The 13,892-nt window shown below is 66.0% G+C and carries 9 protein-coding genes; 4 read left to right on the plus strand and 5 right to left on the minus strand.

What is annotated here, in order from left to right; all coding sequences use genetic code 11:
* Window positions 1–90: 90 nt before the first annotated feature.
* The 4 genes from ahpC (at window position 91) to CR105_RS04955 (ending at window position 5,908) form a co-directional block, all read left to right on the plus strand.
* Entirely contained in the window at window positions 91–654 is a 564-nt protein-coding gene (ahpC, locus tag CR105_RS04940; protein WP_099787304.1) for an alkyl hydroperoxide reductase subunit C, read from the plus strand.
* Between the two features lie 109 nt (window positions 655–763).
* Entirely contained in the window at window positions 764–2,359 is a 1,596-nt protein-coding gene (gene ahpF, locus CR105_RS04945; RefSeq protein ID WP_099787305.1) for an alkyl hydroperoxide reductase subunit F, read from the plus strand.
* Window positions 2,360–2,635: 276 nt separating this feature from the next.
* Window positions 2,636–4,165 carry a GGDEF domain-containing protein gene (locus CR105_RS04950; RefSeq protein WP_099787306.1) on the plus strand — a complete coding sequence of 510 codons (1,530 nt, stop codon included), beginning with the start codon at window positions 2,636–2,638 and terminating at the stop codon, window positions 4,163–4,165.
* Window positions 4,166–4,270: 105 nt separating this feature from the next.
* On the plus strand, window positions 4,271–5,908 hold the full coding sequence (locus CR105_RS04955) for a hypothetical protein (protein ID WP_131021595.1): 1,638 nt from the start codon (window positions 4,271–4,273) through the stop codon (window positions 5,906–5,908).
* A gap of 56 nt (window positions 5,909–5,964) precedes the next feature.
* On the opposite strand, the gene CR105_RS04960 is transcribed toward CR105_RS04955, so the two are convergent.
* From CR105_RS04960 to CR105_RS04980, 5 genes are all read right to left on the minus strand, one after another.
* A complete protein-coding gene (locus CR105_RS04960; protein WP_131021594.1) occupies window positions 5,965–6,375 on the minus strand; it encodes a hypothetical protein in 411 nt (136 codons plus the stop codon).
* A 270-nt stretch (window positions 6,376–6,645) separates the two neighbouring features.
* Window positions 6,646–8,193, minus strand: a complete 1,548-nt coding sequence (locus tag CR105_RS04965; protein WP_099787309.1) for a UdgX family uracil-DNA binding protein — start codon at window positions 8,191–8,193, stop codon at window positions 6,646–6,648.
* Window positions 8,169–9,401, minus strand: a complete 1,233-nt coding sequence (locus tag CR105_RS04970; RefSeq protein WP_099787310.1) for a putative DNA modification/repair radical SAM protein — start codon at window positions 9,399–9,401, stop codon at window positions 8,169–8,171. The genes CR105_RS04965 and CR105_RS04970 overlap by 25 nt, the downstream gene beginning before the upstream one ends.
* Window positions 9,402–9,496: 95 nt before the next feature.
* Window positions 9,497–12,253 (minus strand): M16 family metallopeptidase, encoded by a 2,757-nt coding sequence (locus CR105_RS04975; RefSeq protein WP_180288092.1) that lies wholly within the window; start codon window positions 12,251–12,253, stop codon window positions 9,497–9,499.
* Between the two features lie 52 nt (window positions 12,254–12,305).
* Window positions 12,306–13,892 (minus strand): tetratricopeptide repeat protein, encoded by a 1,587-nt coding sequence (locus CR105_RS04980; RefSeq protein WP_099787312.1) that lies wholly within the window; start codon window positions 13,890–13,892, stop codon window positions 12,306–12,308.

Below are 13,892 nucleotides of genomic sequence, written 5' to 3' on the forward strand. Positions count from 1 at the left end.
CAATCAGGCGCACCCCGGAGTTGGGGTATGATGAATGCAATGAGTTCTTCTCATTCGATAGTTTTTATTAACCGGCCAACGAGGATTCCTATGTCACTGATCAATACCCAAGTACCTGCTTTCAAAACGCAAGCTTTCCACAACGGCAAATTCATTGAAGTCACCAATGAAAGCCTCAAAGGCAAGTGGTCCGTCATCATTTTCATGCCGGCAGCGTTCACCTTCAACTGCCCGACCGAAGTTGAAGATGCGGCCGACAACTACGCCGAGTTCCAGAAAGCTGGCGCCGAGGTGTACATCGTCACAACCGACACGCATTTTTCGCACAAGGTGTGGCACGAGACCTCGCCAGCCGTTGGCAAGGCGCAGTTCCCACTGGTCGGCGACCCGACCCATGCGCTGACGCGCGGCTTCGGCGTGCACATCGAAGAAGAAGGCCTGGCACTGCGCGGCACCTTCATCGTCAACCCGGACGGCGTCATCAAGACGCTGGAAATCCATGACAACGCGATCGCACGCGACGTCAAGGAAACGCTGCGCAAGCTCAAAGCTGCCCAGTTCGTCGCCGCCCACCCTGGCCAGGTCTGCCCGGCAAAATGGAACGAAGGCGCCGCAACGCTGACCCCATCGCTGGACCTGGTCGGCAAGATCTAACTAGCAGTGATAAAGAAGGGCGTGCTGCCTTGCCGCCCTTCTTGCCGCGGAGCCAGCTGAACCGGCTCTCGCAGTTTCAAATCAAGGCACTTTTTTTACGGATACTGACATGCTCGACGCCACCTTAAAGACTCAATTGCAGGGCTATTTGCAGAACTTGCGCGCCCCGATCACGCTCATCGCGACGCTCGACGACGGCGCCAAGAGCACGGAACTGCGTGAGCTGTTGGCTGACATCGCCAGCCTGTCCGACAAGGTCACGGTCGACGAATCGGGCAGCGACAGCCGCGCGCCGTCGTTCCTCATCGCCAAGCAAGGCGAAACGCGCGGCGTGCGCTTTGCCGCCATCCCGCTCGGCCACGAATTTACGTCGCTGGTGCTGGCCCTGCTGTGGACCGGCGGCCATCCGCCGAAAGTGAACGCGGAAATACTTGACCAGATCAAGGCGCTCGACGGCGGCAACTTCGAGGTGTACATGTCCCTCTCCTGCCACAACTGCCCTGACGTGGTGCAGGCCGCCGCCCTGATGGCAATCTACAACCCGAATATCAATACCGTCGTCATCGACGGCGGCATGTACCAGGCCGAAGTCGACGAGCGCCAGGTGATGGGCGTGCCGATGGTGTTCAAGGACGCCACCCTGTTCGGCTCCGGCCGCATGACGCTGGAAGAAATCGTCGGCAAGCTCGACGTCACTTCGGCCGACCGCGATGCGACCAGGCTGAACGAAAAAGCGCCGTTCGACGTGCTGATCGTCGGCGGCGGCCCGGCCGGCGCCGCAGCTGCCGTGTACGCCGCACGCAAAGGCATCCGCGTCGGCGTCGCGGCCGAGCGCTTCGGCGGCCAGACCAACGACACCATGGCGATTGAAAACTACATCTCCGTGCTGGAGACGGACGGCCCGAAGTTTGCCCTCGCGCTCGAAGCGCAAGTGCGCCACTACGATGTCGACATCATGAACCTGCAGCGCGCCGACCGCATCGTGCCGGCCGCCACCCCGGGCGGGCTGGTCGCCGTGCACATGGAAAACGGCGCCGTGCTGCATTCGCGCAGCGTGATCGTGTCGACCGGCGCGCGCTGGCGCAATGTGAACGTGCCAGGCGAACAGGAATACAAGAACAAGGGCGTGGCGTATTGCCCGCACTGCGACGGCCCGCTGTTCAAGGGCAAGCGCGTCGCCGTGATTGGCGGCGGCAACTCCGGCATCGAAGCGGCGATCGACCTGGCCGGCCTGGTGCAGCACGTGACGGTGATCGAATTTGCCGATGCGCTGAAAGCCGACGCGGTGCTGGTGAACAAGCTGAAAAGCCTGAACAACGTCACCATCCACGTCAACGCCCAGACCACGGAAATCACCGGCGACGGCCAGAAGGTCAACGGCATCAGCTACAAGGACCGGGTCAGCAACGAGATCCACCATGTCGAACTGGCCGGCGTGTTCGTGCAGATTGGCCTGGTGCCGAATACCGAGTTCCTGAAAGGGACGCTGGAGCTGAGCAAATTTGGCGAAATCGTCGTCGATGCCAAGTGCCATACCAGCCTGCCCGGCGTGTTCGCCGCCGGCGACGTGACGACGGTGCCGTACAAGCAGATCGTCATCGCCGCCGGCGAAGGCTCGAAGGCCGCGCTGAGCGCCTTCGATTTCCTGATCCGCCAGCCGGTCGACGTGCCGGCCGAGTCGGAAGCGGAAGCCGTCCCGGCCTGACCGTTTTTCGCTTCGTTTCAATCGCCGCCCCTGTCCCCAGGGTCGGCGCATTTCACAGTCTCCCCCAGTTGTGGCAAAATACAGACGCTCTGTCGCAACTGACGCCCTGCCGTGTCTGGCATCTCCCGACGGCCCAGTTTCCCGGAGTTAATTTCACTTACCTTTCGCGACGTCCGAGGGTATGATCTGCAAGCATCCGCTGGCACCGCGCCAAGCGACGCATTCTGCAGGACCTTGCGCTGGCGGGCCGCGACAGGTTGGCGAAAGATACTCGAAATGTCACAAGAAAACTCCAAGCCAAAGCTCGTCGCGCCCTTGCCGGCAGCCGGCAGCCCTTCGGACACACAGTGCGACGACGTTGACGCGGGCCTGTGGTCGCGCGTGTGCGAAACGGCTGCGACGCGCGTCGTCCTGAAATCGCCCGTGTTGGCCAATGTGGTGGTGCTGGCGCTGTGGGTGCTGGTGTGGCAGCTGGGCCGGCTGGTCGAATATACCGAGCACGCCAGCGTATGGTTCCCGGTGGCCGGACTGACTTTTGCGGTGTTGCTGCTGGAAGGCGCCTACCTGTTGCCGGGATTGTTCGGCGGCTGCGTGCTGATGACGATCTGGGTCGGACGCAAGTACGGCGTGGCGCTGACCGACCTGCAGCTGGCGTACGCCGGCATGCTGTTCGCGCTGGCGCACATCGGCTCGTATGCGCTCGGCGCGCGCGCGCTGCGCTTGCTGGTCATGCGCGGCACGCGTGAACTGCCGTTGCTGGTGATCGGTTTTCTGCTGATCGCCGCCGCCGGCTCGCTGCTGGCCACGGCAACGGGCGTGGCCGCGCTGGTGTTTGGCGGCATGATGCCGGCTGCCGATGCCGCTACCGTCTGGCTGCCCTACTGGATCGGCGACATGGCCGGCGTGATCGTCCTCGCGCCGTTCTTCGGCGCCGCGCTGGTGACGTTAAATCCGCATAAAACAGCTTCGCTGCGGGCATCGTTCAACCTGAACCATCAGCGCGCCACCTCGCAATTCAAGTACAAGCTGCTGTTGACCTTGACCTTGCTGGCCGCATCGATGTGGCTGGCGCATGCAACCCGCTCGCCCAACAGCGCGTTTGCCGTCTTCTTCCTGGTCATCCCCTACATGTGGATCGCCAGCACTGAATCGGCCTTCTGCAACGTTGTCAGCGTGGCGCTGGGCAGCGTCGCCATCGCGCTGCTGGTGCACGTGTTCGAGCTGAAGGAATTTTCCATGGTGTATCAGTTCGCCATCAACGTGATCGCCGCCAATTCGCTGTTTGCCCTGGCGCTGCCGACGCTGTTGGCCGACAACATCGCGCTGCGCCGGATCGCCGACACCGATTCGCTGACCCAGGCCGCCTCGCGCGCTCACCTCGAGCAGCGCGTGCGGCTCGACATGCTGCGCTGCCGCATGCAGGGTGAGGCGCTGACGATGATCCTGTTCGATATCGACAACTTCAAGCGCATCAACGATGGCTTCGGCCACGCCGTGGGCGACCGCGCGCTCAAGCACGCTTGCAACATTGCCCAGCACGCGCTGCGGCCGACCGATCTGCTCGGGCGCCTCGGCGGCGACGAATTCGTCGCCGTGTTGCCTGGCATCGATCGCGTTGCCGCCCGCGCCATTGCCGAACGGATCCGGATCCAGCTGGCCACCAGCACGCTCGAGGGCGGCCCGGCGCTGACGGCCAGTTTCGGCATCGCCGAGATGGGCGTTGGCGATACCTGCGAGTCGCTGATGGAAAGCGCCGACAAGGCGCTGTACAAGGCGAAGCAGGACGGACGCAACCGCGTCGCCTGACGAGGCAAGCGCCCGGCAGCACGCCGCGGCGTTGCCAGCATCGCGACAAGTTTATCTATGGAAACCACCATGGTAATATCGGTTTTTCATTGCGAAAACGATCACATGGCATCTTGCACATTTCTTCGCCTGGCAATGGTCGCCGCGCTTGCCTTGCCGGCAGCCGCTACCGCCGGCGGCGTGACCGTCCAGATCAGCCTGGCTGGCGCGGATGCGCTCGATGTCAGTTACGAGCTGCCCGAGCATTGCCCCACGCTGGCATTCAAGAAGACCGACGGCGCCAGCCGGGCTTTCCGCGCCGGCTGGCGCAGTGAGGATGCGTGCGGAAAACTTGACGGCGATGCGATCAGCGCCAGCTGCCGCACCCCGCGTTTCCGGGTGCAGGCCAGCAGCACCAACCACGGCGGTTTCCCCGGCGCCTTCCCGATGGGGGAAGGGGTCTACGTCCACACGTCCAAATACGCGCCGGCGGAAACGTGCGGCAAGGTGAGCTACCGGTTCGTCGCGCCTGGCAGCATCGCGCTGGCCGGTAAGGTTCAGCCGGCACCGGTGACGACCGCCGATCCGTCCGCGGCCGACACGTCCGTGCTGCTGCTGTCGAAGCAGCTTTCTGCCGGCGGCGAACCGGCCATGTATTTCAGTCCGTCGGTCGGCGCCGACCTGGCGGCGCGCATCGCGGACGTGGCGCGCGGCACGTTCGAGTTTTACAGCGCGGCATTGCCCAACGCGCGCTTTCGTCCGATTGTGCTGGCGGCCAATGCGATGGCCGCGCCAGGCGGATTTGGCTATGAGGGCGACGCCGACCACGTATTGCGGCTCGCTTTCTTCAACTGGCCGAGCGTGATGGACCGGCGCGGCGAGCAGATTGTGACCAGCTTCGTGTCGCACGAGATGAGCCACCGCTTCCAGTTGCGCGACGAGATCGACGGCTATGCGCACGCGCGCCTGATCCACGAAGGGGGTGCCGAGTTCCTGCGCTGGTGGCTGGCGGTGCGCAAGGGCTGGGTAACCAAGGCCGAGGCCGCCGCGCAGCTCGACGATGCGCTGGCCGACTGCATGCTCGGCGCAGGGACCAGCAGCTGGGCAGGCCTGACGCCACAACAGATCGGCTCGCGCCGGCTGGAATACCGCTGCGGCCTGCCTGCGTACGTGTTCAGCCTTGCGGCGCGCCAGGGCAAGGGCACGGCGCTGGCGCGAATCGACCTGTTCTACCAGCAGGTGCGATCAGGAAAGTCGCCCGATTTTGCCCAGGTGCTCGAATGCGCCGGCAACCCCGGATGCCAGCCGCACTGGTTGCCTGCCCTGCTCGGCGGAACCGCGCCACTGCGCGATGAATGGGCCCGCCTGCTCGCCGATAGCGCTCTGGCGCAACCGGTCGCGCCAAGCACAGCGCAACGTGATGCCATGATGCTGCAGGCGATTGGCCAGTTGATGAAGCACGACCGTGGCTCAAGCAGCCTGTTCCCGACGCGCGAGGGCGTGATTGTCGATGACGTCACGACGTGCAAGACCTTGCGCGCGAAGATGCATATCGTGCAGGTCGAAGCGCACCCGATGCTGGGCAATGCCGACGCGCTGCCGGCGCTGGTCACCGCATGCGCGGCGCGCGGCGAACTCAGGCTCGGCACCAAGGATGGCCAGGCGTTCTCGATCGGTTGCAGCCAGCCGGCGTACCGGCCGGCGCAAAGCTTCCACGCGGCCGACATCGAGCGGGTGCTCGCGAACCTGGCCGAGGACAAGTAAGCAAGGCGACGTAGCGCGCCGTGCGGCGGCGCGCGGCGCCACCTTGGATGCGGGTGCTACAGGCCCAGCAGCGTGACGGTTACCCCAGCGCCGCCTGCCTGGCCCATCGTCTGCCGCGGCAACGCCATCAGCAGTTCGCCTTTTACCAGCCCATCGACGTTCCTGTTGAGCGTCATTTTCAGTTGCTCATCGACCGAGACAAATTCGTTGCGCGCGGCAGGAACGATCTCGGTGCGCGGACCGTCGCCAATTTCGGCGAACAGTTTGCGGCCGTATTGGCGTAGCACCATCGTGTCGCCGTTCGACATGTCGTAGGCGCCTTTGAAGTCGTTGAAGTCGCCCGGCATCAGGCGGTAGGGTTGCTCCGGCAGCTGGATCTGGTAGCCGGGAATGCGCACCGATGTGTCGTCCGGCGCAGTTTGCGCTGTTCCCGCGAGCGCAAGTGTGGTGAGGAATGTGGCAAGCAAAATCGTTTCATATGAACCTCCATCGCGATTGATTAGACTTAACAATTGAGTCCACTGTGCGGCTCAGAAGCGGGACGCCGGTATGGGGTCCCACTCCCTCAATATAGTCACAATCACGGGGAGCGCGGAAGTTTCTGTTGCTGCGTTTAGCGGGCGGAAAGCCCGCGGCGCCCGGGCTCGCTGGCCCGGGAATTGTCAAATCCGTGCCACTTTTTCGACGCCCGTGGACGAGCTTGCCAGCTTGGCTGCGGCGCCTGGCGCCGCCAGCGATCACGGCGCGGGGGGCGCCGGTCCCTGTCCGGCGGCCAATTGCTGGGCCAGCTTCAAGCCGTCGACCATTACCGCCATCGCGTTCTTCTTTGCCGCATCGTCCGGCACGCGCAGGATGAACGACGGGTGGTACACCGTCACGACCCAGCGGCCGTTATGGCGGATCGGCTGGCCGAGCGTATCCTTCAGCACCGCGTGGCTGGTGCCGAGCACCGCCTTGAGCGCCGTGCTGCCGAGCGCCACGATGACATCGGGCCGCACCTGCGCCAGCTCCTGGTCGAGCCAGTAAGCGCAGGCCTCGACCTCGCGCTGCGCCGGCGTCTTGTGCAGACGCCGCTTGCCGCGCGGCTCCCACTTGAAATGCTTGACGGCGTTGGTCAGGTAGACCGTGCGCCGGTCGAGCCCGGCGTCGGCCAGCGCGGCGTCGAGCAGCTGGCCGGCCGGGCCGACGAACGGCTGGCCGGCGAGGTCTTCCTGGTCGCCCGGCTGCTCGCCGACGAGCATGATGCGGGCCTGCTTCGGGCCTTCGCCGCCGACCGCCTGCGTGGCGTGCTGCCACAGCTCGCAGCGGCGGCACTGGTCGAGCGTGGACGGCGCTTCGCGCTGCGGCTGGGCCTGCGCCGGCGTGATGGCAATCGTGGTGCCGCGCCGCTGCCCCACCGCCTCGGCCTGGCCGGTGCGGCGCGCGCCGTTGGCGGCCTGCGAAATCATTTCAGGCACCACCGCGCCTTCGGGCAGGTTCTTCCAGAAGCGCGACGGGATGTGGCTTTGCAGCAGTTGCGCATTCAGGCGGGCCGGGTTGAAGATGCTGCGGTAGTAGGTCAGCCACAGCGCTTCGCCCGGGTCGTCGAGGTCGGCCGAGCTGCTCATCAACGGGCCGGTATTGTGCAAGGTGGCGCCGTCCCACAGCACGCTGGCGTCCGGCGTGGCGATCATCCAGCTGATGCGGCCCATGCGGCTGACGAAGTGCTGGGCCACCTGCGGCAGCACGTCGTGGGACGGCTCGAACCAGGCAACAAAGCGCGGCGCGCCGGCTTCTTCGGGACGCTCGCGAAAACGGATGTAGGCGTGCATGTCGTGCTCCTCGCGATGCACCGCCTTGACCATCGCGTGCAATCGGCTGCCGTCCTCGTCGGCGGCCGACATCACCACCTGGTCGCCGTGTTGCCAGCGCCACACCACGCGGTACAGGAAAGCCCAGCGATCGGCCACGCGGCAGCAGGCGGCGCTTTGTAGCATGTCCATCAGCTTGCGCGGCAGGTGCAGTGTGGGATTGGCCTTGCGTGGGTTGAGGACGGGAATGGCGTCGGCGGTACCAATTGCAGGCGCAGTGGCGGACGCAACAGCGGGCGCAGGCTGCGGCTGAGGCGCCGCCGAAAACAGGTCGCCACCGCCCTCGTGCGTGATCCACTTGACCGTGTGCGGCGCGATCTCGAACGCCAGCAGTTCGCGCGCCGCCTCGCGCCATTCGGCGAAGCTTTGCACCAGCAGCGGCTGGCCGGCAGCGGCCGCCACCGCCGCGTTTATGCGACCTGCAGTTCCGTCCATAGATTCATTTGCTGCGGCGAGTCGGCCAGCGAACGCCGCAACAACTCCGAAGTGGCCGCCCCGTTGACCGGCGAATAATCGGCGGTGACGATGAAGGGCGCAATTTTTTTCATGCTGCAGCGCAGCCGAGTCAGGTCGACATAGCGAATCCGCCGCAGCCGCCGCAGTTCGACCAGCCGCTTGGCGTTGCGCAGGCCGATGCCGGGCACCCGCGCGATCATGCTGGCGTCGGCCAGGTTCAGGTCCATCGGGAAATGCTCGCGGTGCGCCAGCGCCCACGACAGCTTGGGATCGATGTCGAGCGCCAGGTTGCCGCCGGACGCAGGCAGCAGTTCGCTGGCGGCAAAGCCGTAGCTGCGCAGCAGGAAATCGGCCTGGTACAGCCGGTGCTCGCGCAGCATCGGCGGCGGCGCCAGCGGCACGCTGTCCGGACTTTGCGGAATCGGGCTGAAGGCCGAATAGTAGACGCGCTTGAGCTTGTAGCTGTTGTACAGCGTTTCAGCCGTGTTGAGGATGGTCTGGTCGTCGCTGCTGTCGGCGCCGACGATCATCTGGGTGCTCTGCCCGGCCGGCGCGAACCGGGGCGACTTCGGCTCTTCCGCCTTTTCGTCGAGCTTGCGGCGGATCGAGCCCATCGCCAGCTTGATGGTGTGGATGCTCTTTTCGGGCGCCAGCCGGTCGACGCTGGCCTCGGTCGGCAGCTCGATGTTGACGCTGAGGCGGTCGGCGTATTTGCCGGCCAGCGCGATCAGCGCCGGATCGGCGTCCGGTATGGTCTTGAGGTGGATGTAGCCGCGGAACTGGTGCACTTCGCGCAGCTGGCGCGCCACCTCGACCAGCTGCTCCATCGTGTAGTCGGCCGAACGGATGATGCCGGAACTGAGGAACAGGCCGTCGATGTAATTGCGCAGGTAAAAGTCGACCGTCAGCTTGACCACTTCGGCCACCGAAAAGCGCGCGCGCGGCACGTTGGACGTGCGCCGGTTGACGCAGTACTGGCAGTCGTAGATGCAGAAGTTGGTCAGCAAGATCTTGAGCAGCGAGACGCAGCGCCCGTCCGGCGTATAGCTGTGGCAGATGCCCATGCCGCTGGTGGCGCCGATGCCGTCCTTGCCTTCGGATGAACGCTTCGGCGCGCCGCTGCTGGCGCAGGACGCGTCGTATTTGGCGGCGTCGGCCAGGATTTCGAGCTTGTCGGTCAGTTCCATCGTCACGTCTTTACTGTATGCTTATACAGTATATTACACCAACGACGACGGGGCGGCGCCCGCCTGGAAGGCGGCGCGGCCCCTGAACAACAAGATTAGCGGGTCAACGGATTGCCTTCCGGGTCAAGCACGACGACGTCGCCCCAGCCGAGCGAACGCACGCCTTTTTCGATCTTGCGCAGGTCGCCGATCACCAGCCAGGTGACGTCGTCAGGACGGATGAACTTGCGCGACGCCGCCGCCAGCTGCGGCTCGGACAGGCCGCGGATGTTGGCGGCGTAGTCGGGCCAGTAATTGTCGGGCAGCTTGAAGTTGAGCGAGGTGAGCGCGGCCGCTTCGAGCGCGGCAATGGTTTCGAACCGGCCGGCCAGCCGCGACGTCATGTTGCGCATGATGCTGGCGTATTCCTCGCCGACCAGCGGCCGCTCGCCGGCGACGCCGCGAATTTCCTTGGCCACTTCCAGCATCGATTCGCGCGTCTTGTCGGTCTGCACCGGCGCCATCACCATCAGGGCGCGCTCGCCGCGCTGGCTGGTCAGGCTGGCGGAAGTGCCGTAGCTCCAGTGCTTGTCCAGGCGCAGGTTGCGGTTCATGCGCGAAGTGGCCATGCCGCCGAAGTTCTGCATCACCGGCTCCATCGCCAAGTCCTCGGGCTGGCCCTGCGGCTGCGAGATGTGGGCGGCGACGATGACCGATTGCGGCGCGTCCGGCTTGTCGACCAGGTAGACCTTGGCGCCCGTGGTGCGCGCGGCGAGCGCACTGTTTTTCGTCGGCGCGCTTCCGGCGCGCCAGGCGCCGAAGCTAGCCTCGAGCGCCGGCATCACTTTCTCGAGCGTGGTGTCGCCGGTGACGATGATGGTGGCGCTGCCCGGCCGGAACCACGCGGCATGCCAGGCGGCCAGGTCGTCGCGGCGAATGGCGCCGACGCTCTTCTCGGTGCCGATGGCCGAACGGCCGTAGGCGTGCTCCGCGCCGTACAGCAAGGTCGGCATCATGCGTGTGGCCAGGCCGGTCGGGCTGGCGCGCTCCTGCGCGATCTGCGCCAGGCGGCGCTGCTTTTGCAAGGTGAACTGGTCGGCGCTAAAGGCCGGGTTGAGGGCGGCATCGGCCATCACCGCCAGCGATGGGGCCAAATTGGCAGTGGTGGCCTGCAGGCGCACCAGCGACAGGTCGGTGTTGGTGCCGGTCGACAGGCGCGCGCCGAGCGACTCGAGCGCGTCCGACATCTGGAAGGCGTTGCGCGTCTTGCTGCCCTTGTCGAGCAGGTCGAGCGCCAGCGAGGCGGTGCCGGCCTTGGCCTGGGCGTCGGAGGCGGCGCCGGCGTCGAGCGCCAGCGCGACGTTGACGATCGGCGCCGAGTGGCGTTCCATCAGCATCACCTTGACGCCGTTCTTCAGCTGCGCGCGGGCGATGGCCGGGAACTTGACGTCGGGCGCGGCGCCCAGCGCCGGCAGCACCTTGCGGTCGATGACCGGCTTGGCTGCGGCCAGCCTGGCGAACGGCTTGACCGTCATCGTGTAGTGGTTTGCGCGCAGCCACTTGTTGGCGGCGGCCTTTACGTCGGCCGGCGTGGCACTGTTCATCTGCTCGAGCTGGGTCAGGTAGGCGTCCGGCGTGCCGCCATAGGTCATGCTTTCGGCGAGGACGTCGGAGCGCCCGCCAAAGCCGCCGAGGCGTTCGATACGGCGCGAGAAGTCGGCCAGGTTGCTCGTCTTGATGCGCGCCAGTTCAGCGGCGGTGGGGCCCTTGTCGAGCAGTTCGGCGAGCACCAGGTCGATCTCGCGTTCGACGGCGAGCGGATCGACGCCCGGCTTGACCATCACGCTGATGGTAAACATGCCGGCCAGCTCGCCGTCGTTGACCGACGCGCTGACCGAGGTCGCCATGCCTTTTTCGTACACCAGGCGGCGATCGAGCCGCGCGCTCTTGGAGCCGGCCAGCGCGTTGGCGAACAGGTCGAGGCGGCGGATCTCGACGTCCTTCCACGACGGTGCATGGTAGCTGCGCGAGATGCGCACCTGCGGCACCTGGTCTTCCATCTCGTCGCGGATGCTGCGCTCGAGCGCAGGGATCCAGGTCTGGGTGCGCGGCAGCGGCGGACCCGGCGGAATCGCGCCGAAGTATTTGTTCACCAGTTCGAGCGCGCGTTCCGGCGCGATGTCGCCGGCCAGCGAAATGACGGCGTTATTCGGGCCGTAGTAGGTGCGGTACCATTCCTTGATGTCGTCGAGCGAAGCGGCGTTGAGGTCGTCCATGCTGCCGATGACGGACCACGAGTACGGGTGCGAATACGGATACATCTTGGCGCTCACTTCGTTGCGCACGCGCCCGTAAGGCTGGTTCTCGCCCTGGCGTTTCTCGTTCTGTACCACGCCGCGCTCGCGTTCGAGCATGTCCTTCGAAATGTAGTTGGCCAAAAAGCCCATGCGGTCCGACTCGAGGAACAAGGTGCGCTCGAGCGCCGACACCGGCACGTCTTCGAAGAAGTTGGTGCGGTCGGTGCTGGTGGTGCCGTTGCGGTTGTTGGCGCCGAGGTCGTCCATCGCTTCGCGAAAGCCATGCGGATAATTTTCCGAGCCGTTGAAGAAGAAGTGCTCGAACAGGTGGGCGAAGCCGGTCTTGCCGCGCTTCTCGTTGCGCGAACCGACGTGGTACCACATGTTCACGCCCACCACCGGCACGCTGTGGTCCTCGTGCACCAGCAAGGTCAGGCCGTTCGGCAGCACGAACTGCTTGTGGGCGATGGTATAGGCGGCGCGGTCGAACGGCGCCAGGGTGCTGTGTACCGGGGCGGCGGCATGCGCGGCCACCGAGAAGCCAAAGGCGAGGCAGACCAGGAGCTTGATTTTCATGTTTTGTGTAATTGGTGGGAATCGAAAACGAGTGGGCGCAGGGCGCGCCATGCTAGACCGCGCGCTGCTCTTCGGCCAGGCGCTCGAACTGGGCGCGCTGCGCCGCATCCATGCGCGCGGCGGCCTGCCTGGCGTAGCGGCCGGCCGCTTCGACGCCGGCCTGCGCGGCGCGCTGCAGCCACAGCGCCGCCGTCAGCGCGTCGGGCGCGGCGCCCTGTCCGCTCAGGTACATCAGACCGAGGTTGAACTGGGCGCGCGCGTGGCCCTGGCGGGCGGCGCTCTCGTACCAGAACAGCGCCGCCTGGTAGTCGCGCGGCACGCCCTGGCCGCAATCGTGGCGCAGCGCCAGCGCGAACTGGGCCTGGGCGTGGCCGCGGTCGGCCGCCTTCAGGTACCAGCCGTACGCCTGGCCGGCATCGGCCACCAGGTCGCCCTCGTCGAACATGACGCCCACCTTGTACTGGGCGGCGACGTAGTCCTGTTCGGCCGCGCGCAGGTACCAGGCCATCGCGGCGGTGTAATCCTGCGCCACGCCGATGCCGCTTTCAAAGCGCAGCGCCAGGTCGAACTGCGCGCGCAGGTGGCCCTGCTCGGCCGCCTTGCGATACCACTCCACTGCCTGCTGCGGGTCCGCTTCGACGCCGTAGCCGCCGTCGACCAGCTGCGCGAGGTGATACTGGGCGCTGGCAAAGCCCTGCAGCGCGGCCTTGCGGTACCACTCGGCGGCCAGCGCGTAATCCTGGTCGACGCCCTGGCCGAATTCGTGGCGCAGGCCGATGTTGTCCTGGGCGCCGGCGTGACCCTGGCCGGCCGCCTTGCGAAACCAGCCAAGCGCCTGCGCCTCGTCGCGCACCACGCCCTGGCCGTTGTCGTAGATGAGGCCGAGGTTGAACTGCGAACTGGCGTGGCCCTGTTCGGCGGCGCGGCGGTACCAGCCGACCGCCTTCTGGCTGTCGGCGGCGACATCCTGGCCGTTTTCGTAGCGCAGCGCCAGGTTGAACTGGGCCGGTGCGTGGCCCTGCTCGGCGGCCTTGCGGAACCACGACAGCGCCTGCACCGGATCGTGCTGCACGCCCTGGCCATTATCGTAGCGCAGCCCGAGATTGAACTGGGCGCGCGGGTAGCCCTGGTCGGCGGCGCGGCGGTACCAGGCGATCGCCTGGCGGAAGTCCTGCGGCACGCCCTTGCCGCTTTCGTACATCATGCCCAGGTTGTTCTGCGCGCCGGGATCGCCCTGTTCGGCGGCCTGGCTGAACCAGTGCATGGCGCGCTGCGCGTCCTGCGCCACGCCCTGGCCCTTGGCGTACAGCCAGCCCAGGTTGTACTGGGCGGCGGCGTAGCCCTGTTCGGCGGCGCGCTGGTACCAGTAGACCGCCTGCTGGTAGTCCTGGCCGACGCCCTGGCCCTTCTGGTACATCACGCCGAGGTTGTACTGCGCCTGTTCCAGGCCGGAGGTGGCCGCCATGCGGTACCAGGCCACCGCCATCTCGTAATTTTGCGGCACGCCCTGGCCGTTGACGTACATGAAGCCCAGGCTGTGCTGGGCGTTGGCGACGCCGCGCTCGGCCAGTGCCTTGACGCGCAAGAATTCAGCCGTGTGGGCCGCTGGTGCGCGCGCGGAGACCGGTTGCGGATGCAT

The organism is Massilia eurypsychrophila, assembly GCF_002760655.1.
In the GTDB taxonomy this organism is placed as follows: domain Bacteria; phylum Pseudomonadota; class Gammaproteobacteria; order Burkholderiales; family Burkholderiaceae_D; genus JAFCUW01.